Here is a 23,892-nt window from a genome sequence, read left to right as displayed (position 1 = left end):
CGCCGAGAGTCGAGCTACCCCCGCTTCAGCACTTTGCCCTTCTTGAAGAAATCCACCCACGGATCGGCTTCCGAGAGCCGTTTCAGCGTCGTCTTGTCGCCGATCGGGAAGGCGTTCGGCGGCAGGCCGGCCTCGATCTCGGCCCAGGTCACCGGCATCGACACCGTCGCGCCCTTCTTGGCGCGCGAGGAGTAGGGCGCGACGGTGGTCGCGCCGCTGCCGTTGCGCAGGTAGTCGACGAAGATCTTCCCCGTGCGCGCCTTCTTCGACAGCGTCGCGGTGTAGCGATCCGGCGCGCCTTGCTCCAGCGCCCTGGCGAAATCATGGGCGAAGCCTTTGACCTCGGCCCAATCCGCCGACGGCTTCAGCGGAACGACGACGTGAAAGCCCTTGCCGCCCGATGTCTTGACGAAATTGGGCAGCGACAGCTCGTCGAGCTTGCCCCTGATGTCGAGCGCCGCCTCGCGCACCGCCTTCACATCGACGCCCTCGTCGGGGTCGAGGTCGAAGACGATCTGGTCGGGCTGTTCAAGCTTGTCGATGGTGCAGCCCCAGATGTGGATCTCGACCACGCCGAGCTGGACCAGCGCCGCGATGCCGTCGAAATCGCGGATGAACAGGATTTCCTCGCCATCCGTGGGATCCTTGGTCTTCTCGATCTTCGCATGCATGCCGGGCGAGGCATGCTTCTGGAAGAAGCGCTGGCCGCCGACACCATCGGGCGCCCTGACCAGGCTGAGCGGGCGGTCGACCACGAATTGCTTCATGCGCGGCCATACCAGCGCGTAGTGATCGAGCAGGGCCTGCTTCGAGATCTTTTCGTCGGGCCACAGAAGCTTGTCCGGGTGGGAGAGCTTCACGCTGGTTTTCGCCGCCGGTGCTGCCGTATTGGCGCTGCCTGCCGCCGGCTTGGCCTTGGCGGGGCTTTTGCCTGTCGCTGTCTTGGTTCCCGTTGCCCCTGTTCCCGTTGCATTGGGCTTTTCCTGCACGACTTCCTCCGCCGGCTTGTCCTCGCGCAGCCCCTGGAACGAAGCATGGCGTATTATACGGTCCGACGTCCAGCTGCGAAACTCCACTTCGCCGACCAGTTCCGGCTTGACCCAGACCAGGCCCTTGCCCTTCGGCACGGCCGCATCGAAGGGCGAGGCGTCCGCCTTCAGCGCATCGAGCTTCTTCTTCAGGTCGTTGGCGCTCTTGGTGGAGAAGCCGGTGCCGACACGGCCGGCATAGTGCAGGCTGCCGCCTTCGAAATAGCCGACCAGCAGCGAGCGCAGGCCGCGCCCGGTCTTGTCCGACGGCAGATAGCCGCCAATGACGAATTCCTGCCGTGCCGTGCATTTCGATTTGACCCATGCCGGACCGCGCCCGCTCCGGTAGGGCGCATCGGCGCGTTTTGAGACGACGCCTTCCAGCCCCATGCGGCAGGCATGTTCCAGCATGATCTTGCCGGGTTCGGCAAAATGGTCGGAGAAACGCACCGCCGCGGTGTCGGACGGCTCGCCGAGCAGCGCCAGCAGGGCCTGCTTGCGCTCGACCAGCGGCTCGCGGCGCAAATCCTTGCCGTCGAGCCGCATCAGGTCGAAGACGTAATAGATGAACCGGTTCGTCCGCTTCGCCGACAGATCCTGCTGCAGCAGCGCGAAGGACGATACCCCGCTGTCGGCCAGCACGACGATCTCGCCGTCGAGGATGGCGTCGCTGCATTTCAGCCCGGCGAGTTCGGCCGTGATCTCGCCGCCGAATTTTTCCGTCCAGTCCAGCCCGGTGCGGGTCAGGAGCCGAACGTCGGTGCCGGCGATCTGCGCCTGCATGCGGTAGCCGTCGAACTTCACCTCATGCAGCCAGTCCTGGCCCGACGGTGCGTCGCGCTCCAGCGTGGCGAGCTGCGGCTCGATGAAATCGAGCTTCTTGCCGCCGGTCTTGGCCTTGCCGGCGGCCGGCTTGTTCGAATGCCAGACCTTCGGCTTCTCGCCCTTGGCCGCCTTGCCTTCGCCGACCTCCTCGATCGTCAGGCCTGATTTCACCGATTTCGGTTCGTCTTGCAGAATATCCTCGCCGGGGCGTGCGGCGGCATCGTCCGACTTGATCAGCAGCCAGTTGTCGCGTTTTTCGCCGGGCCGCGGCCGCAGCCGCACCAGATGCCACTTGCCACGCAGCTTGTGGCCCTCGAGCTCGAAGTTGATGTGCCCCTTCGCCATCATCTTGGCCGGATCGCCCTCGGGCATCCAGGTGCCCTCGTCCCAGACGAGGACCGAGCCGCCGCCATATTCGCCCTTGGGGATGGTGCCTTCGAAGCCGGCATAGTCGATGGGATGATCCTCGACATGCACGGCCAGCCGCTTTTCGTGCGGATCGAGGCTCGGGCCGCGCGTCACCGCCCAGCTCCACAGCACGCCGTCATGCTCGAGGCGAAAATCGTAATGCAGCCTTGTGGCGGCATGCTTCTGGACGACGAAGATGCCGCCGTCCTTCTTGCCGCGCGCAACCTTGCCCGCCGGCTCGGCGGTCTTCTTGAAGTCACGCTTCGAATGATACTGTTCGAGGCTGCTGGCCATCTCGTATCCTCAGGCCGATTTGCGCTTCGGCGCAACGCTTTTCGCCTTGGCACGTTTGGCCGCCGGCTTGGCTTTCGCCGGGGACGACTTGGTTTGTCCTGAACCCGAATCCGACGACAAGCTCTTCTTCAGCGCGTCGAACAGGTTGACGACATTGGAGGGTTTGGGCGCCTCCTTGGCCTTGGGCGCCTTGTGCCCCGCCTTCTTGGCGCGGATCAGCTCGAGCAGGGCTTCCTCATATTTGTCGTCGAATTTCGAGGGATCGAACCTGGTCTTCTTCTTGTCAATGATGAGCTCGGCCAGATCGGTCATCTCCTGGTCGGTCTTCACCGCCTCGATGTCGCCGAAGACGGTCTCCGGCTGGCGCACCGTGTTGTCGTAGCGCAGCGTGGTCAGCACCATGCCCTTGCCGAGCGGCTCGATGACCACCGGACGCTCGCGTCGATAAAGGACGATGCGCGCCAGCCCGGCCATCTTCTTGCCCGCCATCGCGTCGCGGATGACGGCGAACGCCTCCTCCGAAACCTTGTCGGCCGGCGCGACATAGTAGGGGGTGTCGAGATAGATCTGCCGGATCGAGGATTTGTCGACGAAGCCGTCGAGGCTCATCGTGTGCGAGGTTTCGATCTGCACCGCCTCGATCTCGTCCTCCTCTATATGGACGAAGTCGCCCTTTTCGATCTCGTATCCCTTGATCTCGTCGCCGTCCTCGACCGGTTTGCCGGTCTCGGCGTCGACATAGATCCGCTTCACCGTATTGCCGGTCTTGCGGTTCAGGATGTGGAACGAGACCTTGTCGGCATGGGTGACCACGTTGGTCAGTTCGATGGCGCAGGTGACCAGCGAGAGCTTCAGATAGCCTTTCCAGGCCGGGCGCGGCGCCATGATGATTTCCCCGTGAGAAAGATCAGCTGGAACGGGCGACCACCCCGCTCGGTTCCAACCCGGTCGGGCCGGGGCCGGCGCGGTTGCCGCCGGCCCCGGCCTTCAGCCCCTATTCGGCGGCCTGCAGGTTGATCTTGCTTTCCGCGATTTCGGTCAGCTTGCGATCCGTCGCCTGCTCTTCCTTGAGATTCTTGGCCAGCACATTGGCGCAGTCGCTGCGGCCGAGCTGCTTGGCCCAGGCGATCAAGGTGCCGTAGCGGGTCATTTCATAGTGCTCGACGGCCTGCGCGGAGGCGATCAGCGCGGCATCCAGAACGTCCTTGTCGTCGACATCGCCGCTGACGTCGTCGGCCTCCTCGAGAATGCCGTCGATGGCCGGGCAGTTGACCTGCTTGGCCTTGACGCCATGCAGCTCGAACACCTGCTCGACGCGTTCGATATGGCCCTTGGTCTGCTCGAGGTGTTTTTCGAAGCCGGCCTTCAATTGCGGATCGGTTGCCTTGTCGACCATCTTCGGCAGCGCCTTCTCGATCTGCTTTTCGGCATAATAGATGTCGCGCAGCGTGTGCACGAAGAGGTCGTCCAGCGTTTTGATGTCCTTCGAAAAGAAGCCCATGATTTCAACCTTTCCATTGCTCTTGCTTGTTCGGGAGATCCCGGCCTTGCCTGGGCAGTGCCTGTGAGCCGGCAATGCCGGTTCTTGGAACTCAACGTCCATTGGTGGGGCCGGTTCCGAGCGCTCGCGGCCGCACGGCAGGAAATTCCCGGGCGGCACGAAAGTTGAAACACAAGCGCGCCAAGGCGACATTCAAACGAAACATATGTGATGCAAAAGTCACACCAACCGAAATGGTGACAAAAGGCGTCGAAACACCCCGAATCAGCCGCAATCCGGCCATGAAGCGACGGGTTTTCGACCAAAAATTAACATCACGTTCACTGAGTATTCACGCCTCGATGCTATCGTTCTCGCACTTCGGAAGGGACGTCCGAAAATCGGGACAGGGACCAGGTAAAATGAACTTCCTCACGCAACTCATCGGCTATGCCGCCGCTATCCGCGAATTCGTCGCGCCGACCTATCGGCCCGAGCGCTATTACATGCGTGGCCCCGGTCCGGCCTGCGCCCGTCGCGGCACGTCGCTGGGCGCGCACTGACCATGAGCTTCGAAAGCCGCCACAACAGCCGCATCTGCAGGCCGGACGCCGACAGCCGCGCCACCGCCTATCGCGCCGAACGCCCTGTCCTGGCCGACCGCCGGCGTGCGGCAACGCCGCGTCTTTGATGCCGCCATCGGCTGGCTTGGTGTCATAGGACATAAGCAGCCGAGGCCAGCGTGACCGCGCGTCCGCGGACGAGCCATCCCACGCAAGCCGTCCCTCTGAACCCTTCGGTGCAGTCGCTGATCCTCTTCGAGAGCGTCGCGCCTGGTTGCGGCCAATCGGATGAATGCGCGCTACCGCGGCCGGCTCAAGCGATCGGCCACACAGGGTTGGAGCACAATCGCGCCGCCCGCCGCCTTACCCAGTTCGCGGCAATCCTGGGACGTGCACAGCGTCCAGCCACCGGCCGTCGCGCCGGAGGCCGCCAGCACGAGACGGGGCTGTGGCCCGACCTTAGGCGCATAGGCCCACCAGCCATCCTTCAGCACGGCACCTTCCGGCGGCTCCATGCCGGCACCCGAGCCCTTGATACGGGCCTCGACCACTTGCAGGCCGGAGGGCGTCACCTTCCAGTCTTCCTCCCAGCGTGTCCGCTCCACCGAATGCGTCCAGGACAGGGTGAAGGCGGCAACGCCGAGCGTCACGCTCTTGCCGGCGGCGAGGATGCACAGGCTCATGCGGTGTCTCGCCTGAGCAGGATCGCCGCCGCCAGCCGGGTGCCGCATTTTGCGTTCGCCGACCTTCGCTTCGGGATCATGCCCTGGCCGGCGCCTGCCGGGCACGCCAGACATGCCAGCCGATCCAGGCCAGCGACAGCGCCCAGCCGGTCTCGTCGGTCAGCGGCACCGCCGCCACCAGCAGCACGCCGGCGGCGAAGGCGACCAGCCGTTCCCACCAGGCCATGCGCGTGGCAAGGAAGCCGACGGCGGCGGCGCCCCACAGCACGATGCCCATGCAGGCCTTGAGAACGATGTAGGTGACCTCGACGGGATAACCGAACTGGGCGGCGATCGGTCCGGCGTCCTGCAGCATCAGCGCCGGCGTGTAGACCGCCATGAACGGAACGACGAAACCGGCAATGGCTAGTTTTGTCGCCTGGATACCGATCTTGAGGCCGCTCTCCTTGGCCATCGGTGCGGCGGCAAAGGCGGCCAACGCCACCGGCGGCGTCAGGTCGGCCATGATGCCGAAATAGAAGACGAACATGTGGCTGACCACCAGCGGCACGCCGAGCGATAGCAGCGCCGGCCCGGCCAGCGACGAGGTGATGATGTAGTTGGGGATGGTCGGGATGCCCATGCCGAGCACCAGGCAGGTCAGCATGGTCAGCACCAGCGACAGGAACAGATTGTTCTCGCCGATCGAGATGATCCAGCCGATGAAGGTCGAGGCGATGCCGGTCAGCGTCAGCGTGCCGATGACGATGCCGACGACGGCGCAGGCAATGCCGACCGGCAGCGCGTTCTTGGCGCCTTCGGCAAGTGAATCGATGCAGATCCGCAGCGTCTCGCGGCCACCCCTGAAGGCAAGGCAGGCAATGACGAGTGCGGCGATGACAAGGCTGAGGATGTTGACGCCGAATTTCATGAAGGAGGCGGCGGCAAGCCCCAGCGCCAGCCAGAAGACGACGCGGAAGGCGAGCGGCCCGATCAGCGCCGCCAGCGGCGTGCCGAGGATCAGCACGATGGTCAGCGCCAGGCCCATCGTACCCGCGAAGACAGGTGTGTAGCCGGCGAACAGCAGATAGATCAGCGCCGCCAGCGGCAGCACCAGCGGCCAGTGCTGTCGCACCGCGCCCCAGGGGTTGGGCAGGTCCGCCTTGGCCATGCCACGCAGGCCGGCCTTGCCTGCCTCCAGATGCACCTGCCAGAAACACGCGCCGAAATAGAGCAGCGCCGGGATGATGGCCGCCTTGACCACATCGGCATAGGGGATGTTCAGCGTCTCGGCCATGATGAAGGCGACCGCGCCCATCACCGGCGGCATGATCTGGCCGCCCATCGAGGAGGTCGCCTCGACGGCGCCGGCGAAGGCCGAGCGGAAGCCGAAGCGCTTCATCAAGGGAATCGTGAACTGGCCGCTGGCCACCACATTGGCGACGCCGGAACCGGAAATGGTGCCCATCAGCGCCGAGGACAGCACGCAGACCTGCGCCGGGCCGCCGCGCCAGGTGCCGACCAGGCCGAGCGCGAAATCGTTGAACAGCGCGATCATCCCGGCGCGTTCGAGGAAGGCGGCAAAGACGACGAAGATGAAGATATAGGCGGCCGAGACATAGATCGGCGTGCCGTAAATGCCTTCGGTGCCGTAGGCGAAGGTGTCGACCAGCTGGGCGAAGTCATAGCCGCGATGGATGAAGGGCGGCGGCAGATGATTGCCGACGAAGCAATAGGCGAGAAAGATGAAGGCGATGGCCGCCAGCGGCAGCCCCATCAGCCGGCGCGCCGCCTCGAAGACCAGCACCACCAGCACCGCGCCGACGATCAGGTCCGGCGTGGTGAGGAAGCCGGAGCGCCGGATGAGGTCGGTATAGAACACCCAATTGTACAGGCCGGTGCCGAAGCCGAGCACGCCCAGCGTCCAGAACGCGGCCTTGGCCGGCAGGCTGGTGGCGCGCAGATTGGCGATCAGGCCGAAGCCGAGCAGCAGCAGGAAACCGACATGCATGGCCCGCACCACCTGGCTCGGCAGGCTGCCATAGGCGGCGATGTAGATCTGGAAGGCGGAAAAGGCGACCGCGATGGCGAAGGCCGCCTTGCCGGCGATGCCGTCGCCGAAACCCGGCGGCAGTCCTTCGATAGGTTCTTCCTCGGCAAGGGTAGAGGATTTCCCGTCGGTGATCGTTGCAGGCATCGCTTCGCTCATCCGATCGACTCCAAGACGAGCGAATTGCAGTGCAAGGACATATCGGATTGGCGGGCCAACCTACTTCAACAGCCCTTTTTCCCTGTAGTATTTCTCCGCGCCCGGATGCAGCGGCACCGGCATGCCGTCGAGCGCCTTGGCCGGGTCGATCGCCTTGGCGGCGGCGTGCGCGGCGGCAAGCTGGTCGAGATGCTCGAACATCTGCTTGGTCATCTGGTAGGCGGTCTCATCCGAGACATCGGCCCGGGTGATGAGGAAATTGCCGACGGCGGCGGTCGCGACATCCTCAGTCTGGCCCTCATAGGTGCCCTTGGGAATGACGACCGACAGATAGGGCGAGCCGATCTTGGCGACGTCTTCGGCCGGCACCGCAACGACATTGATCGGCAGCGAGGTGGCGAGATCGCGGATCGAGGCGACGCCCAGCCCGGCCGATTGCAGCGTGGCGTCGAGCTGGCGGTTCTTGATCAGCTCGACCGATTCGGCGAAGGGCAGATATTCGACGCGGCCGAGGTCCTCGTATTTCAGCCCGGCGGCGGCGAAGATGGCCCGCGCGTTGAGCTCGGTGCCCGATGCCGGCGCGCCCACCGACAAGCTCTTGCCCTTGAGGTCGGCGAGCGTCTTGATGCCGGATTCCTGGCTGGCGACGATCTGGATGTAATTGGGATAGATGGCGGCGATGCCGCGCAGCTTGTCGAGCTTGCCGGGGAAGCCGGCCTCGGCATTGCCCTCGGCGGCCATTTTGACGGAATCGCCGAGCGCGAACGCGATCTCGCCCTTGCCCTGCTGCAGGAGGTTGAGGTTCTCGACCGAGGCCTTGGTCGCCTGCACCTGGGTGCGGGCGCCCTCGATGCCCTTGCCGTAGATTTCCGACAGTGCCACGCCGAGCGGATAATAGACGCCCGAAGTTCCGCCGGTCAGCACGTTGATGAATTCCTGCGCGGTGGCCGACACCGCGCCAAGGCCAAGGGAAAGCGCCATCGCGCCGGCAGCAACAAATTTCGTCCTGAAATTCAACATCCGGTTTCCTCCCTGAAATATTGGCCGCATCGCCTCCCTGACGCGAACCGGGCGAGTTTAGACAGCGGAGGGGAAATGCCAACCCGCAATTCCGCTCGTTAGACGAATGGTTGAGAGTGTCGCCAAACATATGCCCGCTTGCACAAGGCGCGGCCGGAGCCGAAAGTTTTTCCAGCGCCTGTCGAAATCGGCCAAGGTCGCGCGACATACGTTCGGCCCGCAACGAAGCGGCCTTCGAAACCACGGGAGAAGACCCATGCGATACATGCTTATGATTTACGCCGACGAAGCCGCGATGGCGAACGTGCCGACCGAGGCGACCTATCAGATGAGCGCCGCCTATGACGCCTACACGGAAGCGCTGAAGAAGTCCGGCACCTGGCTGGCCGGCGACAGGCTGCGCCCGAGCCAGGCGACCACCCTGGTCCGGATGACTGACGGCAAGACCAGCGTGCTCGACGGCCCCTATGCCGACACCAAGGAGCAGCTTGCCGGCTTCTACATGATCGAGGCCGAGGACGCCGACGCCGCGATCGCCTGGGCGGCGCGCTGTCCGGCGGCCAGCACCGGGACTGTCGAGGTGCGGCCGATCTGGGAAATGGCCGACTATCTGCCCAGGAAATGACGGCGTGATGGACACACGCCCCGAAATCGCCCGGGTGGCCGCCGAGACGGCCGCCCGGCAGAGCTACGGCAAGCTGGTCGCCTGGCTGGCGGCGCGCACGCGCGACGTGGCTGCCGCGGAGGATGCTCTGGCCGACGCCTTTGCGGCGGCGCTTGAACGCTGGCCGCGCTCCGGCGTGCCGGAAAAGCCGGAAGCCTGGCTGCTCGCGGTGGCAAGGCGGCGGCGTGTCGATGCGGTGCGGCGGCGGCTGACCAGCGAAGCCGGCCGCGACCATCTCAAGCTGATTGCCGAGGAGGCGGAGGCGCGCATGACCGATGAGGACCTGCCCGACGAACGATTGCGGCTGATGTTCGCCTGCGCCCATCCGGCGATCGAACCCGGCGTGCGGGCGCCGCTGATCCTGCAGACCATCCTCGGCTTCGATGCCGCGACGATCGCTTCCGCTTTCCTGCTCTCGCCGTCAACGATGGGGCAGCGCCTGGTGCGCGCCAAGAGCCGCATCCGCGAGACCGGCATTCCGTTCCGCGTACCGGAGCGAGCCGAACTCGGCGAAAGGCTGGACGCGGTGCTGGAGGCAATCTACGCCGCTTTCGCCGAGGGCTGGTCCGATCCGGCCGGTACCGAGACGCGGCGCCGGAACCTCGCCACCGAAGGCATCTGGCTCGGCCGGCTGGTGGCCTCGCTGCTGCCGCAAGAGCCGGAAGCGCTGGGCCTGCTGTCGCTGATGCTGTTCGCCGAAGCGCGCCGCGCCGCGCGTCGCGACACGGCCGGAGAGTATGTGCCGCTCGCCGAGCAGGACCATGCACTGTGGGATCACGCCCTGGTTGACGAGGCCGAAGCGCTGCTCCGCCGTGCCGCCGCCATGGGCACGATCGGCCGCTATCAGCTCGAGGCGGCGGTCCAGTCGGCGCATGTGGCGCGACGACTGAGCGGCCGCACCGACTGGGCGGCGATCCGCGCGCTCTACGAAGCGCTGTTCTCGATCGCGGGATCACCGGTCGTGGCGATCAACCGCGCGGTGGCGATCGCAGAGACCGAGGGCGCGGTGGCGGGGTTGGCGGCTCTTTACGTGCTGGGAGACGACAAGCGGCTCAATGACTACCAGCCCTACTGGGCCGCGCGGGCCGGCCTGCTGGCCAGGCTCGGCCAGGCACCGCAGGCGCTCGAGGCCTATGATCGGGCGATCGGCTTAGAGCGCGATCCGGCGGTGCGCCGCTTCCTGCAGGCAAGACGCGCCGCTCTCATCCAATGAGCTCCCGGGCGCGGGCGGCTTTTCGGACCACCTCGTTCAGGCCGGCCACATCTCGTGCGACGTGTTGAGCGTCTTCATGAGCGGATGCTCGCGCAACCGCGCCCACAGGCGTTCGATACCGGGCCAGGCCGCCCGCGCCATGTCGATGTCGGGATGCCAGGCCACCAGCATGACGAGATAGATGTCGGCCAGCGACATCTGATCGCCGGCGAGCCAGTCGCGGTTGCGCAAGGCTGCATCGACGACGGCAAAACCGCGGTCCATCTCGGCGACCGCCGCCTGTTTCACCGCCTTCGTGCCCTCGGCATCCGTCGTGTAGCGATGGGCGTAGTAGAGCCGCAGCACCGCCGGGTAAAGCACCGAGGACATGAACGCCATCCAGCGCAGGAACTCCGCGCGGGCGGGCGCGCCGACCGCCGGCGCCAGGCCGGCTTGCGGGTGGCGCTCGGCGAGCAGGATGCAGATCGCCGCCGATTCGGTGATAGAGCGTCCGTCCGGCAAGGTCAGCACCGGCACCTGGTTCAACGGGCTGATGGCGAGGAAGGCCGGATCGGGCGCCTCGCTTTTCGGCACGTCGATCTGCTGGAAAGGCGCATCGATCAGCGCCAGCGCCGCCTCGACGACAAAGCCGCCGCTGCCCGGACGCGTGTAGAGCTTGTACATGAAATCCTCCCCCGGCCCGTCTTCTCGCGGGCCGGTGGTGATATGAACCGGAAGCAGGGGTCGGCTCAAGCGGCGCGGCGGCGCCAAGGGGAGTTTTTCTGCGGGCCAGGCTCAGGACGCAAAACAAGCCACGCTGGCCCGCCGACGCATGTTATTCCTGGGGTATCGAAGCCCTAAGCCCCCAGCCCCTCGAACAGGATCGTCGACAGATACCGCTCGGCGAAGTCGGGGATGACCACGACCAGGGTCTTGCCCTTGTTCTCGGGCCGCGAGCCGACGACGATGGCCGCCTGCAGGGCCGCGCCCGACGAGATGCCGACCGGCACGCCTTCGAGGCGGGCGATGAGGCGCGCATTGGCGACCGAATCCTCGTTCGAGACCTTGACGATCTCGTCATAGACCGTGGTGTCGAGGATTTTTGGCGCAAAGCCGGCGCCGATGCCCTGGATCTTGTGCGGGCCGGGCTGGCCGCCCGACAGCACCGGCGAGGCATCCGGCTCGACGGCGACGACATGCAGCGCGGGCTTGCGCTTCTTCAGGACCTGGCCGACGCCGGTGATGGTGCCGCCAGTGCCGATGCCGGCGATGAAGATGTCGATCCCGCCCTGGGTGTCGTTCCAGATTTCCTCCGCCGTCGTCTTGCGATGGATCTCTGGATTGGCCGGGTTTTCGAACTGCTGCGGAATGATGGCGTTGGGGATCGTCGCGGCCAGTTCGTCGGCCTTGGCGATGGCGCCCTTCATGCCTTTCGGGCCTTCGGTCAGCACCAGTTCGGCGCCGAGCAGCGCCAGCATCTTGCGGCGCTCGACCGACATTGTCTCCGGCATGGTCAGGATCAGCTTGTAGCCCTTGGCGGCGGCGGCGAAGGCGAGCGCGATGCCGGTGTTGCCGGATGTCGGTTCGATCAGCGTGGTCTTGCCGGGGGCAATCTTGCCGGCCGCTTCCAGCGCCTCGATCATCGCTACGCCGATACGGTCCTTGACCGAGGCGATCGGATTGAAGAATTCGAGCTTGGCGACCAGATTGGCGACGATGCCCTTCTCCTTGGCGAACTTGTCGAGCCGTACCAGGGGCGTGTCGCCGATCGTGTCGGTGATGGAATCGTAGATGCGGCCGCGGCCGGGCACGCGGGCTGAAGTGACGGGCTTGGTCATTGGTTTCGCTCCCTGGATTTCAGGCAATTGGCAGTAGCCGACAGAATAGGGCTTTCAACCGCGCAAGATAGGCTGCGGCTGGAAAATATCCGAGTGGGGCGCGTGCTGAAAACGCCTGGCACTCGGAAAAGCATTTCCCGAAACAGCCGAAGTAGGGAATGGTTTGGCCGAAACGACCTACTGACGAGCGGCGATCGCCGCCGCCGCGCCAACCATGAAGGCGCCGGCGGTGCGGTTCAGCACCTTCAGCGCGCGCGGCGACTTCAGGAACCAGCGCGCCTTGGCCGCCAGCGCCAGGTAAGGCACCAGCACGACGAACAGGACGACGACCGTCAGCGCGACGAGAATGCCGTAATCGGCAAGCGTGATCGTCTTCAGGTCGACGATGGTCGGCGTGATGGCGAGGTAGAAGATCATCGTCTTGGGGTTGCCGAGCGTCACGGTGAGGCCGGCGACGAAGCTCGACAGCAAGCCGCCCTTTCCCTTCCTGGCTTCGATGGTTTCGGGTGTGATGCCGGCGGTCCAGAAGCGCCAGCCGAGAAAAGCCAGGTAGGCGACGCCGGCCCATTTGATGGCCAGGAAAACCATGCCGAATTCCTGCGCGACGAAGGCGAGGCCCAGCACCACGGCGGTCAGGTAGGTGAGATCGCCCAGCATGAGGCCGAAGGACATGGCCAGCGACGAGCGAAAGCCCGAGCCCAGCGCACGCGCGACCAGCGCGGTGATGCCGGGGCCAGGAATGGCGGCGGCGATACCGAGTGCGGCGCTATAGGCGAGGAATCCGGTGAGGGTCATTGGCGTTGGTCTCCAAGGGCGGTCGCGCCCCTTGTCGCACGAGGCGGGTCTCCAGGTGAACCCCTGAGCGCGGGATTCGCTTGCACCAGACGGCATGGCCCGGTTCGCAAGCAAGGATCAGGAGCGGTCGCCACCATAAGTCACGCGCCAGATCGTGCCGTTGCCGTCCTCGGAGACGATCAAGGATCCGTCGCCGGCCACCGCAACGCCGACCGGGCGGCCCCACACCTCGCCGTTCGAAACGACGAAGCCGGTCATGAAATCCTCGTATTCGCCGGTTGGCTTGCCGTCCTTGAACTTGAGCCGGACCACCTTGTAGCCGGTCCTGTTGCCGCGGTTCCACGAACCGTGCAGGGCAACGAAGGCGTCGCCTCGATAGTCCTGGGGAAAGCCGGTGTCGGCGGGCAAATCCTTGCCATCGTAGAAGGCGATATTGAGCGGCGCCGAATGCGCCTGCATCAGCACGTCGGGACTGTCAGCCTTGCCGGCGAGATCGGACCGCTCGCCCCTGTGGCGCGGGTCCTCATTGTCGCCGATATAATACCAGGGCCAGCCATAGAAGGCGCCTTCCCTGACCGATGTCGCGTATTCGGCGGGCACATTGTCGCCGAGCCCGTCGCGCTCGTTGACGACACACCATAGCGCGCCGGTCGCCGGCTGGACGGTCATGCCCGAACAGTTGCGCAAGCCGGTGGCGACTGTGTGGCCGTTCTTGCCGTCGGGATCGAAGGCCCGGACCTCGGCCCGGCCCGCCTCGGAACCCCAACTGGCGCCGAGCGGCTCAGCCTTGACCCAGGCGTCGAGCCCGCCCCTGGGCCTCTTGCCCATGTCCTCGGCGACATTCGAGCCGGAGCCGACGGAAAGATAAAGTGTCTTGCCGTCGGGCGAGAAGGCGATGTCGCGGGTCCAGTGGTGGGTCGAAGGAATGTCGGCGACGATGGTTTGCGGCTCGCCCGAGGCCTTCAGGTCGCCATTGCCGTAGGCAAAACGCACGATGCTGTCGCTGTTGGCGACGTAGACCCATTGCGGGTCCTTGCCAGGGGGATAGAAGGCAATGCCATAGGGCCGGTTGAGGCCGCCGGCAAAGATGCTTTTCTCAGCGGCTTTCGCGCTGCCCTTCGCCAGGCGATAGAGGCGGAGCTGGTTGGCCTTGCTGTCGGCAATGAACAGGTCGCCATTGGGCGCGATGCGCACGACGCGCGGATTGTCGATCCCCGAGGCGATCAACTCGGCCGAAAACCCCGGCGGCAAATGCGGCTTTGCGTCCGCCGGCATGTCGATCACGCCGGCGCTGTTGGAGGCGGATTTGGTGACATAGGGTTTCGGCAGGTCTTCCGGCTTGATCAGCCGGCGCACGCCGGGCCTGTCCGCCCGCCAGTCGCCGAAGGCGGCCGGGCCTTTGAGCACAGGCTGGTCGGCTTGCTGGGCGAGCGCCGCGGTCGTGACAAACAGTGCGGACATCGCCAGTCCGGCCAATCGCATCACTTCCTCCAATCCGTCATGAAGGAAACCAACGATCGGTTTGCTCGTGGGTTCCGTTGCGCTCGATGCTCAAAACTTCTCGGATCAGGTCCCGGCAGCGTAAAAATCGTCGTCCAGGCGTTTTTCCAATTCAACGAGATCGGCCGGCAATGGGAGGCCCATGGCGCGCATCTCGCGCAGTTTTTCGCGCAGCTGTTCCTGAATTTCGTGCTGGTCCTCCGGCTGGTTGACCATCTCCTCGAGCAGCAGACTGATCTGGGCCTTGAACGATTCCAGCGCCATTCTTTTTCTCCTTTGCAGCCTGTCTGGATTACGGTCCCGCCAGGAAAGTCGTTCGCGGTCGAATTCCGGCATGGAAACCAAAGCAATAATTCCTCGGACTCCTTACCTCAGCATGCGGGAAATCAGCTGTGCCGTATAATCCACCATCGGCACGATGCGGGCATAGTTCAGCCTTGTCGGGCCGATGACGCCGAGCGCGCCGACGACGCGGGCGTCCTTGTCGCGATAGGGCGCCACCACCAGCGACGAGCCCGACAGCGAGAACAGCTTGTTTTCCGAGCCGATGAAGATGCGCACGCCCGATCCCTGCTCGGCGAGGTCGAGCAATTGGATCAGCCCGTCCTGCGTCTCCATGTCCTCGAACAGGTGGCGCAAGAGTTCGATGTCGGCCTGGGCGGTGACGTTTTCCAGCAGATTGGCGCGGCCGCGCACGATGAGCCGCGCCGGCAGGCCGCTTTCGGCCCCCGCCCACACCGCAAGCCCCTTCTCGACGAGGTCCTGCGACAGCGTATCGAGGGCGGCTCTCGTCTCTTCCTTGATGCGGGCGATCTCGGTGCGCGCCTCGGCCAGCGTGCGGCCACGAATATGCGCGTTGAGGAAATTCGAGGCCTCGTGCAGTTGCGAGACGGTGATGCCGGCGGGCAGCTCGACGACGCGGTTTTCGACATCGCCATTCTGCGACACCAGCACGGCAAGCGCCTTGGTCGGCTCCAGCTGGATGAATTCGATGTGCTTCAGCGCCACCTCGTTCTTGGCCGCCAGCACCAGGCCGGCGCCGCGTGACATGCCCGACAGCATCTGGCTGGCCTCGGTCAGCATATGCTCCAGCGTCGCGCCGGAGCCGGAGGCCCGCACCTGCGCCTCGATGGTGCGGCGCTCCTCGTCGGAGAGGTCGCCAAGCTCCATGAAGGCATCGACGAAGAAACGCAGGCCAGCCTGGGTTGGCAGGCGCCCGGCCGAGATGTGCGGCGCGTAGATCAGCCCGAGATGCTCGAGGTCGCTCATCACGTTGCGGATGGTGGCGGGCGACAGCGAGGACGGCAGGATGCGCGACAGGCTGCGCGAGCCCACGGGTTCGCCGTCCCGCAGATAGGAATCGACGATGCGCCGGAAGATGTCGCGCGAGCGCATGTCGAGCGACTGAAGAGCCAGCGACTGCGAGGCGGGATCGACTGCCTTGGTCATTCGGCTAAAAACCTCCGGTTCAAGGATATAGACTTCGGTGGGCCGCGCGCAACCCGGTGTCTGTGTCGGATCGCTCGGCCATTTTCCTTTGCGCCATGGGCTTGGTGGGGCTACAAGCCGGCCACGATTCAAAAAATGACAAGAAAGCAGGCCGAATGCGCCCCTCCAAACGCCAATTCGACGAAATGCGCGCCATATCCTTCGAGCGCGGCGTCTCCAAGCATGCCGAAGGCTCGTGCCTGGTGAAGTTCGGCGACACGCATGTCCTGTGCACCGCCAGCCTTGAGGAAAAGGTGCCTGGCTGGATGCGCAATTCCGGCAAGGGCTGGGTGACGGCCGAATATGGCATGCTGCCGCGCTCGACAGGCGAGCGCATGCGCCGCGAGGCCTCCGCCGGCAAGCAGGGCGGCCGCACGCTGGAGATCCAGCGGCTGATCGGCCGTTCGCTGCGCGCCGTGGTCGACTTGCAGGCGCTGGGCGAACAGCAGATCACCGTCGACTGCGACGTCATCCAGGCCGATGGCGGCACCCGCACCGCTTCGATCACCGGCGGCTGGGTGGCGCTGTATGACTGCCTGCGCTGGATGGAAGCGCGGCAGATGGCCAGTGTTTCGAAAGTGCTGAAGGATCATGTCGCGGCAATTTCCTGCGGCATCCATGACGGCCAGCCGGTCATCGATCTCGACTATATCGAGGATTCCTCGGCCGGCACCGACGCCAATTTCGTCATGACCGGCAAGGGCGGCATCGTCGAGATCCAGGGCACCGCCGAGGGCGAGCCCTTCTCCGAAGAGCAGTTCGCGGCCTTGATGGGCCTGGCCAAGAAGGGCATTTCCCGGTTGGTCAGCCTGCAGCAGATGGCGGTGGCTTAGTTTATTCATGCGGAGCCTGGGCACCCCCCTCTGCCCTGCCGGGCATCTCCCCCGCAAGGGGGGAGATCGGATGTTGTCGAGAGCTTCGCCAATAATCAGCATAGAATACCATGAGCTGGCGCTCACGCTGCCGATCTCCCCCCTTGCGGGGGAGATGGCCGGCAGGCCAGAGGGGGGTGCCTCGTGACTCCCTCTGCCATTCTTGAATCCGCCCTCTATGTCACCGACCTCGCTGAAGCAGAGGTCTTCTACACCGATATCCTCGGCCTCACCCTGCTTGGCAAGGTAGAAGGCCGCCACCTTTTCTTCCGCTGTGGCCCGGGCGTGCTGCTGATCTTCAACGCCGAGGCGACCAAGATTCCGCCGGCGTCCGATGCGCGGCTGAAGGTGCCGCCGCACGGCACGGTCGGCGAAGGCCATCTGTGCTTTGCCGCAAACGCCGCTGAAATCGACGGCTGGAAAGCCCATCTCTTGGCGAAGAAAATCGCCGTCGAAAGCGAATTCGAATGGCCGCAAGGCGGCCGTTCGATCTATATACGCGACCCTTCGGGCAATTCGATCGAGTTCGCCGAGCCGAGAATCTGGGGCCTTTGATGCACTCGCCAAACCTCCATACGCTTGATGGCAAGAAGATCGTCGTCGCCAGCCACAATGAAGGCAAGCTGCGCGAGTTCGCCGAGCTGATGGGACCGTTCGGCTTCGAGGCGAAATCGGCCAAGGCGTATGGCCTGCCCGAACCGGACGAAACCGGCACCACCTTCGAGGAAAACGCCTACATCAAGGCCTTTGCCGCCGCAAAGGCGACTGGCCTGCCGGCACTGTCGGACGATTCCGGCCTGTGTGTCGACGCGCTCGACGGCGCGCCCGGCGTCTATACCGCGAACTGGGCCGAGACTCCGGACGGTTCGCGCGATTTCGCCATGGCCATGCAGCGCACCGAAGTGGCGATGCAGGAAGTCGGCGCGGCCACGCCCGAACGGCGCACGGGCCGCTTTGTCGCCGTCATCTGCCTCGCCTTTCCCGACGGCGAGGCCGAATATTATCGCGGCGAGGCCGAGGGCACGCTGGTCTGGCCGCCGCGCGGCGAGCTCGGCTTCGGCTACGATCCGGTGTTTTTGCCCAATGGCTTCGACAAGACCTTCGGCGAGATGAGCGCGGAGGAAAAGCACGGCTGGAAACCCGGCCAGGCGACGGCGCTGTCGCACCGCGCCCGCGCCTTCCAGAAATTCGCCCAAGCCCGGCTTGGTTCGGTGAGGCCTGGCTCGGCATGATCGGACCCGGCACCACCATGGCGCTCGACCGCGGTCCCGGCTTCGGCGTCTACGTGCATTGGCCGTTCTGCGCCGCCAAGTGCCCGTATTGCGACTTCAACAGCCATGTCCGCCACCAGCCGGTCGACCAGGAGCGCTTCGCCGCCGCCTTCGAGGCCGAGTTGGCAACGATGCGCCAGCGCACCGGGCCACGCGAAGTGACCAGCATCTTCCTCGGCGGCGGCACGCCGTCGCTGATGAAGCCGGAAACCGTGGCCAGGGTTCTGGACGCCGTGGCCAGGAATTGGACAGTGCCTGACGGCATCGAGGTGACGCTCGAGGCCAACCCGTCCTCGGTCGAGGCGGAGCGGTTTCGCGGTTACCGCGCCGCCGGTGTCAACCGCGTCTCGCTCGGCGTGCAGGCGCTGAACGACAAGGATTTGCGCTTTCTCGGCCGGCTGCACAATGTAAGGGAAGCCTTGCACGCCATCGGGCTCGCGCGCGAAATCTTTCCGCGCCTGTCCTTCGACCTGATCTATGCGCGGCCCGGGCAGACGCCGGAGGATTGGCAGGCGGAACTCGAACAGGCGATCGGCCATGCCGCCGACCACCTGTCACTCTACCAGCTGACCATCGAGGAAGGCACGCCCTTCCATGCGCTGCACGCGGCGAAGAAATTTGCCATTCCCGACAATGACCACGCCGCCGATCTCTATGCGCTGACGCAGGAAATCACGTCGGCGCACGGCCTGCCGGCCTACGAGATCTCCAACCACGCCAGGCCGGGCGCCGAGAGCCGGCACAATCTGACCTATTGGCGCTACGGCGAATATGTCGGCGTCGGCCCCGGCGCGCATGGCCGCTTCGTCGAGAACGGCCACCGTGTGGTGACCATCGCCGAACGGATGCCGGAGACCTGGGCCAATCTGGTCGAGGCCAAGGGCCATGGCATCACCGGCGGCGAGCTCCTGACGCGCTCCGAAGAGGCGGACGAGTTTCTTTTGATGGGGCTGAGGCTTGCCGAAGGCATCGACCTCTCGCGTTATGAGGCCTTCTCCGGGCGCGGGCTGTCGAGCGCTCGGCTGTCGGTGCTGCAGGGTGAGGGGCTGGTGGCGCCGATCGGCAACGCCCGCCTGCGCGCCACGCCGGCCGGCATGATCGTGCTCGACGCCGTGGTGGCGGACTTGGCGCGCTAAACCTTGAAAAACGTCCTTTTCGTCTGCAGCCAGAACCGCTTGCGCGGCCCGACCGCCGAGCAGGTGTTTTCCACGCGGCGCGACATCGAAGTCGCGTCGGCTGGCACCAATCATGACGCCAACACACCGCTGACCCACGAACTCGTCGGCTGGGCGGACATTATCTTTGTCATGGAGAAAACCCACCGGACGAAACTGCGGAAGCAGTTCAAGGCCAGCCTGAAGGCGGCCAAGGTGATCTGCCTCGATATCCCCGATGATTATGAATTCATGGACCCGGAGCTGATCGCGCTTCTGAAGGCGCGCGTGTCCCGGTACCTGGACTGAGCGCTTGCGTTCGCCCCTTCGCCTTCGGCCGAACACCGTTGACCCCGAAGCCCATCTGTCCGAATTGTAGCCCCGATCCTCCCGGCTCCGGACGTCATGGCCACGCGCGAACCACCCAAACCCACGGACGCCCCGCTCACCTTCGCGGTGCTGGTGTTCCCCGGCTTTCCGATGATGGCGTTCAGTTCCGTCATCGAGCCACTGCGCGCCGCCAACATACTGGCGAAGCGGGAATGCTACCGCTGGATCATCGTCGGGGCGACCCAAGGTCCGGTCGAGGCCTCGAACGGCGTCGTCATCCAGCCAGGCTTTTACGCCGAGGCAGCGCCCAAGGTAGACCGCATCGTGGTCTGCTCGGGCGGCGATGCCGACCATCTCGTCGCCGAGGACGCAGCGAGCTGGATCCGCCGCAGCCTGCGCAATGGCGCCCATATCGGGGCGGTGGCGGACGCGGCGTTCTTCCTGGCACGCGCGGGCCTGCTCGACGGCCATGCCTGCACCTTGCACTGGACCAGCCAGGCCGCCTTCACCGAGGCGTTCCCCAACATCGAGCTGCGCCGCGATCTCTACGTCATCGACCGCAAGCGTTTTACCTCGGCCGGCGGCGTCGGCAGCCTCGACATGATGCTGGAGATCATCACCCGCGACTACGGCGCCGAGCTTGCCGCGGGCGTCGCCGAGTGGTTCGTGCACAGCCAATTGCGCTCGAGCGTCGACCGCAAGCTGATGCCGCTGCGCCTGCGCACCGGCGTGCAGAACGAGCTGGTGCTGTCGGCCATTGCCATCATGGAAGACGCGGTGGAGGAGAAGCTCGGCATGGCCGAGCTGACCGCGAAGCTCGGCGTTTCCTCCGACAAGCTCGAACGATCCTTCCGCTCCGAACTCGCCATCTCGCCCAATGGCTATTACCGGCGGCTCAGGCTGAAACGCGCCGCCGACCTGCTGGCCCACTCGACGCTTGCCGTGCGCGACGTGGCGCTCGCCTGCGGCTTTGCCTCGATGTCGAGCTTTGCCCGCGCCTTTCGCGAGGAGCATGGCCATGCGCCGAAGCTGGCGAGAAGGCATTAGCGCGAGCGTTGACGCGGGAGGCGTTGGCGGGACAGCGCCCCCCCTCTGTCCTGCAGCGGTATCCCGCACAACCCACGCGGTTTTCCGCACAATCGCCCCGATCCCCCTGCGCCATGCTCTGGCCCTACACCCAGCCAAAGGCCAGACCCCATGAGCATCGTCGTATTCGACCCCGACAGCACCGAGGACGTCGACTTCAAGGACCGCATGCGCCACCCGGCGGCGGCCGATCCGGCCGGCGGCATGTGGCTGTCCGATACCGAGCCGTCCTTCATCGATGCCGACGCCTTGCGCAAAGGCCGGCTCAACAAACTGCGCGGCTGGATGCGCGAGGCCGGCTATGGCGGCGTCGTTTTGTTCGACCCCTACAACCAGCGCTACGCCACCGGTTCGCGCAACATGTTCGGCTATTTCCTGCGCAACTCGACCCGCTATTTCTTCATTCCGGCCGACGGGCCGATCGTGCTGTTCGAATATCCGCAGAGCTACCATGTCTCGATGGTGCTCGACACGATCGACGAGGCGCGTCCTTCCAAGCTCGTCTGGTCGTCCGTGTCGGGCCGCGACGACGAGACCGCCGGGCCCTTCGCCGACGAGATCGCCGAACTCTTGAGAAAGCACGGCGGCGGCTCGATGAAGCTCGGGCTCGACCGCTGCAGCCATCTGCAGGCCCTGGCGCTTGAAAAGCGCGGCTGCGAGGTTCGCGATTGCCAGGGCGAAATTCTCGCCGTGCGCGCGGTGAAGACGCCCGAGGAAGTCAAATGCCTGCAGGTGTCGATGGCCGGCGCCGAGGCCGCCGTCTATGCGGTGCGCGAGGCGATCAAGCCCGGCGTTTCCGAAAACGATCTGTTCGCCATCATGTATGGCGAGGTCATCCGCCAGGGCGGCGAGTTCATCGAGACGCGGCTCTTGACCTCAGGCCAGCGCACCAATCCGTGGTTCAATGAAGCCAGCGGCCGCAAGATCAGGCCCGGCGAACTCTTGGCGCTCGATACCGACACGATCGGCTGTTACGGCTATTATTCGGATTTTTCGCGCACCTTCCGCTGCGGGCCGGGCAGACCGACGCCTTATCAGAAATCGCTCTACCGCATGGCGCACGATCAGGTTCAGCACAACATTTCGATCGTGAAGCCCGGCATGGCGTTCCGCGAGATCGCCGAGAAGGCGTGGAAAATTCCGGACCGCTTCGTCGACCAGCGCTACACCTCGGTCATGCACGGCGTCGGCATGCATGGCGAGACACCATTCATCGCGCATGCCATGGATTACGAGACCTATGGCCGCGACGGCCATATCGTGCCAGGCATGGTGGTGAGCGTGGAAAGCTATATTGGCGAGAAGGGCGGCCGCGAAGGCGTCAAGCTGGAGGACGAAATCCTGATCACCGAGACCGGCACCGAGCTTCTTTCGCGCTTTCCGTATGAGGATGAGTTTCTGGAGACGCAGGTTTGATGTGGGTTGGCCACCTCACCGACAACGGGCGAAACACCCCACGCTTCGTCGGGGAGGCTTCGACCAACCTGCAAGAGTTGCGCCAGCCCACGGGACCGGCTGGCGTTGGCTTTCGACCAGGCGCGGTCGCATGAGACCACTCGCATGAAAGCCCCCATCTCCATCCGCCCCGGCACGGTGGCCGCAGTGTTCATCGACCTGCAGGAAGAGCACCGGCGGGACAAGCGCTACCTTGTCGAGGGTTATGATAAAATCCTCGGCAACGTCCAGCGCCTGCAGGCGGCGGCGCGGCAAAACCATGTGCCGCTTCATCACTGGGCCTATATCGTCGATCTCGACAGCCAGGACCGGCCCTTTCATCCGGTCGGCGAAGACGGCAAGTCGGCCTTTTCCGACAAGAGCGACCCGCTGACCGAGATCTGCCACGAGGTGGCGCCGGCGAATGGCGAGGCGCTTCTGATCAAGGCCGAGGCCAGCGCCTTCCGCTCCGGTCCGGCCGGCGATCGGCTCAAGGCTTCCGGCATCGAATGGCTCGTCATGGCTGGCGTGTGGACCGAGGCCTGCATCGACGCGTCGGTCAGGGATGCCGTGGCAAGGGGCTTTCGCGTGCTTTTGGTCAAGGATGCCTGCGGCAGCGGGAGCGCGGCCATGCACCAGACCGGCATCCTCAACCTTGCCAACCGGCTCTATGGCGGCGCGGTTGCCGACACCGACGGCGCCTGCCGGCTGCTGGCCGGCGAGCCGGTCACCGTCTGGCAGGTCGAAGGCTCGGTACCCCTGCGCTTCACTTTTGAAAACGCCGCGCGTCTCTATGCCGAGCTTTGACGTGCCGCTCGGATTGAAATGACCAGCCGCGGCAAATATGGACCATGGCTCGACCCGGCGCTCTGGGCCTATATCGACAGCGTCAACGCCTGGTACCCGCCGGAGATTGCCGGCCTGCCCATCGACAAGCAGCGCGCGGTCTATGCGAGGATGTGCCGGGCCTTCCACCAGGGCCGTCCGCCCGGGGTCAAGGCCACCGACAGCCTGGTCGCCGCTTCGAACCATGATATCCCGGTCCGCCGTTACCGGCTCGCCGGCGCCACACCGCGCGCGACAGTGCTCTATTTCCACGGTGGCGGTTTCATCCTCGGCGGGCTCGAAAGCCATGACGACATCTGCGCCGAAATCTGCGCCGGCACCGGCTTCGACATTGTGTCGGTCGATTACCGGCTGGCGCCCGAGCATCTTCATCCCGCCGCCTTCGACGATGCGCTGGCGGCTTTCGAATGGGCGGCGGCGACCAGCGAGCCGCCGCTCGTGCTCTGCGGTGAAAGTGCGGGCGGCAATCTGGCGGCGGCGGTGGCACAGGCCACGCGTCGCCATCCGCGCGCCGCGATCGGCCAGGTGCTGATCTATCCCGACCTCGGCGGCAACGAGGCGATCGGCTCCTACGTGGAACACGCCGATGCGCCGCTGCTGTCGACAAGCGACGTCGCCTTCTACCGCGACGTCCGCTCGGCCCGGAAGCAATCGCCCGGCGATCCGACCTTCGCGCCGCTGCGCGGCCGCGACTTTTCCGGCCTGCCGCCGACGGTGATCATCACGGCCGAATGCGATCCGCTGTCGTCGGACGGCGAAGTCTATCGCGACCATATCCTGGAAGCCGGCGGCAAGGCCTGGTGGCATGAGGAGCCCCGCCTCGTGCACAGTTTCCTGCGCGCCCGCACGGCCGTGCCGGCCGCGGCGGAGGCTTTTGCGCGCATCATTGCGGCCGTTGCCGCGCTGGGCCGGGGGGAATGGCCGTACTGAGGC

25 protein-coding genes are annotated in these 23,892 nt (G+C 65.2%); 13 read left to right on the top strand and 12 right to left on the bottom strand.

Annotated features, from left to right (window positions below; genetic code table 11):
* Window positions 1-14: 14 nt before the first annotated feature.
* The 3 genes from ligD to LB557_RS28335 all read right to left on the bottom strand — a co-directional run bounded on the left by ligD (window position 15) and on the right by LB557_RS28335 (window position 4,056).
* Window positions 15-2,555, bottom strand: a complete 2,541-nt coding sequence (ligD, locus tag LB557_RS28345; protein ID WP_224643069.1) for a DNA ligase D — start codon at window positions 2,553-2,555, stop codon at window positions 15-17.
* Window positions 2,556-2,564: 9 nt separating this feature from the next.
* Entirely contained in the window at window positions 2,565-3,440 is an 876-nt protein-coding gene (locus LB557_RS28340) for a Ku protein (RefSeq protein WP_224643068.1), read from the bottom strand.
* A 109-nt stretch (window positions 3,441-3,549) separates the two neighbouring features.
* Window positions 3,550-4,056 (bottom strand): ferritin-like domain-containing protein, encoded by a 507-nt coding sequence (locus LB557_RS28335; protein WP_015314781.1) that lies wholly within the window; start codon window positions 4,054-4,056, stop codon window positions 3,550-3,552.
* 401 nt (window positions 4,057-4,457) lie between these two features.
* On the opposite strand from LB557_RS28335, the gene LB557_RS28330 reads away from it, so the two are divergent.
* Window positions 4,458-4,598, top strand: a complete 141-nt coding sequence (locus tag LB557_RS28330) for a hypothetical protein (protein ID WP_015314782.1) — start codon at window positions 4,458-4,460, stop codon at window positions 4,596-4,598.
* A 2-nt stretch (window positions 4,599-4,600) separates the two neighbouring features.
* Complete coding sequence (locus LB557_RS31665; RefSeq protein ID WP_263484918.1) at window positions 4,601-4,726, top strand: hypothetical protein; 126 nt, start codon at window positions 4,601-4,603, stop codon at window positions 4,724-4,726.
* 171 nt (window positions 4,727-4,897) lie between these two features.
* Here LB557_RS31665 and LB557_RS28325 read toward each other — a convergent pair whose 3' ends face one another.
* The 3 genes from LB557_RS28325 to LB557_RS28315 form a co-directional block, all read right to left on the bottom strand.
* The gene (locus LB557_RS28325; RefSeq protein WP_224643067.1) at window positions 4,898-5,281 is read right to left on the bottom strand and encodes a DUF1850 domain-containing protein; all 384 of its coding nucleotides are present in this window, start codon (window positions 5,279-5,281) and stop codon (window positions 4,898-4,900) included.
* Window positions 5,282-5,357: 76 nt separating this feature from the next.
* A complete protein-coding gene (locus LB557_RS28320) occupies window positions 5,358-7,469 on the bottom strand; it encodes a TRAP transporter permease (RefSeq protein WP_224643066.1) in 2,112 nt (703 codons plus the stop codon).
* Between the two features lie 60 nt (window positions 7,470-7,529).
* Window positions 7,530-8,489: a TAXI family TRAP transporter solute-binding subunit gene (locus LB557_RS28315; RefSeq protein WP_224643065.1), complete on the bottom strand. Its 960-nt coding sequence runs from the start codon at window positions 8,487-8,489 to the stop codon at window positions 7,530-7,532.
* 256 nt (window positions 8,490-8,745) lie between these two features.
* On the opposite strand from LB557_RS28315, the gene LB557_RS28310 reads away from it, so the two are divergent.
* Together LB557_RS28310 and LB557_RS28305 are read left to right on the top strand one after the other, a co-directional pair.
* Window positions 8,746-9,114 carry a YciI family protein gene (locus LB557_RS28310; protein ID WP_015314786.1) on the top strand — a complete coding sequence of 123 codons (369 nt, stop codon included), beginning with the start codon at window positions 8,746-8,748 and terminating at the stop codon, window positions 9,112-9,114.
* 7 nt (window positions 9,115-9,121) lie between these two features.
* On the top strand, window positions 9,122-10,366 hold the full coding sequence (locus tag LB557_RS28305) for an RNA polymerase sigma factor (RefSeq protein ID WP_224643082.1): 1,245 nt from the start codon (window positions 9,122-9,124) through the stop codon (window positions 10,364-10,366).
* Window positions 10,367-10,402: 36 nt separating this feature from the next.
* On the opposite strand, the gene LB557_RS28300 is transcribed toward LB557_RS28305, so the two are convergent.
* The 6 genes from LB557_RS28300 to hrcA all read right to left on the bottom strand — a co-directional run bounded on the left by LB557_RS28300 (window position 10,403) and on the right by hrcA (window position 15,927).
* Window positions 10,403-11,029, bottom strand: coding sequence for a glutathione S-transferase family protein (locus tag LB557_RS28300; RefSeq protein WP_224643064.1), 627 nt, complete (start codon window positions 11,027-11,029; stop codon window positions 10,403-10,405).
* Window positions 11,030-11,202: 173 nt separating this feature from the next.
* Window positions 11,203-12,183 (bottom strand): cysteine synthase A, encoded by a 981-nt coding sequence (cysK, locus tag LB557_RS28295; RefSeq protein ID WP_224643063.1) that lies wholly within the window; start codon window positions 12,181-12,183, stop codon window positions 11,203-11,205.
* Window positions 12,184-12,360: 177 nt separating this feature from the next.
* Complete coding sequence (locus tag LB557_RS28290) at window positions 12,361-12,978, bottom strand: LysE family translocator (protein ID WP_224643062.1); 618 nt, start codon at window positions 12,976-12,978, stop codon at window positions 12,361-12,363.
* Window positions 12,979-13,095: 117 nt separating this feature from the next.
* Entirely contained in the window at window positions 13,096-14,460 is a 1,365-nt protein-coding gene (locus LB557_RS28285) for a PQQ-dependent sugar dehydrogenase (RefSeq protein WP_224643061.1), read from the bottom strand.
* A gap of 84 nt (window positions 14,461-14,544) precedes the next feature.
* Window positions 14,545-14,742, bottom strand: a complete 198-nt coding sequence (locus LB557_RS28280) for a hypothetical protein (protein ID WP_015314792.1) — start codon at window positions 14,740-14,742, stop codon at window positions 14,545-14,547.
* Between the two features lie 102 nt (window positions 14,743-14,844).
* The gene (hrcA, locus tag LB557_RS28275; protein WP_015314793.1) at window positions 14,845-15,927 is read right to left on the bottom strand and encodes a heat-inducible transcriptional repressor HrcA; all 1,083 of its coding nucleotides are present in this window, start codon (window positions 15,925-15,927) and stop codon (window positions 14,845-14,847) included.
* Between the two features lie 155 nt (window positions 15,928-16,082).
* On the opposite strand from hrcA, the gene rph reads away from it, so the two are divergent.
* The 9 genes from rph (at window position 16,083) to LB557_RS28230 (ending at window position 23,889) form a co-directional block, all read left to right on the top strand.
* Complete coding sequence (rph, locus tag LB557_RS28270) at window positions 16,083-16,799, top strand: ribonuclease PH (protein WP_015314794.1); 717 nt, start codon at window positions 16,083-16,085, stop codon at window positions 16,797-16,799.
* 183 nt (window positions 16,800-16,982) lie between these two features.
* Window positions 16,983-17,393, top strand: coding sequence for a VOC family protein (locus LB557_RS28265; protein ID WP_140618142.1), 411 nt, complete (start codon window positions 16,983-16,985; stop codon window positions 17,391-17,393).
* A complete protein-coding gene (gene rdgB / locus LB557_RS28260; RefSeq protein ID WP_015314796.1) occupies window positions 17,393-18,070 on the top strand; it encodes an RdgB/HAM1 family non-canonical purine NTP pyrophosphatase in 678 nt (225 codons plus the stop codon). Before LB557_RS28265 ends, rdgB begins: the two co-directional genes overlap by 1 nt.
* Entirely contained in the window at window positions 18,067-19,245 is a 1,179-nt protein-coding gene (gene hemW / locus LB557_RS28255; RefSeq protein WP_224643060.1) for a radical SAM family heme chaperone HemW, read from the top strand. The genes rdgB and hemW overlap by 4 nt, the downstream gene beginning before the upstream one ends.
* 3 nt (window positions 19,246-19,248) lie before the next feature.
* Window positions 19,249-19,572: a low molecular weight protein tyrosine phosphatase family protein gene (locus tag LB557_RS28250; RefSeq protein WP_140719556.1), complete on the top strand. Its 324-nt coding sequence runs from the start codon at window positions 19,249-19,251 to the stop codon at window positions 19,570-19,572.
* A 96-nt stretch (window positions 19,573-19,668) separates the two neighbouring features.
* Entirely contained in the window at window positions 19,669-20,640 is a 972-nt protein-coding gene (locus LB557_RS28245; RefSeq protein WP_224643059.1) for a GlxA family transcriptional regulator, read from the top strand.
* A 150-nt stretch (window positions 20,641-20,790) separates the two neighbouring features.
* Window positions 20,791-22,095: a M24 family metallopeptidase gene (locus tag LB557_RS28240; RefSeq protein ID WP_224643058.1), complete on the top strand. Its 1,305-nt coding sequence runs from the start codon at window positions 20,791-20,793 to the stop codon at window positions 22,093-22,095.
* A 144-nt stretch (window positions 22,096-22,239) separates the two neighbouring features.
* Window positions 22,240-22,920 carry an isochorismatase family protein gene (locus tag LB557_RS28235; RefSeq protein WP_224643057.1) on the top strand — a complete coding sequence of 227 codons (681 nt, stop codon included), beginning with the start codon at window positions 22,240-22,242 and terminating at the stop codon, window positions 22,918-22,920.
* 18 nt (window positions 22,921-22,938) lie between these two features.
* Entirely contained in the window at window positions 22,939-23,889 is a 951-nt protein-coding gene (locus tag LB557_RS28230) for an alpha/beta hydrolase (RefSeq protein ID WP_224643056.1), read from the top strand.
* The last annotated feature ends 3 nt before the right edge of the window (window positions 23,890-23,892 follow it).

This window comes from Mesorhizobium sp. BR115XR7A (assembly GCF_020165315.1).
GTDB classification, from domain to species: domain Bacteria; phylum Pseudomonadota; class Alphaproteobacteria; order Rhizobiales; family Rhizobiaceae; genus Mesorhizobium; species Mesorhizobium australicum.
Note: the sequence above shows the minus strand (reverse complement) of the source record. Positions and strands in the feature narration are given on the sequence as shown.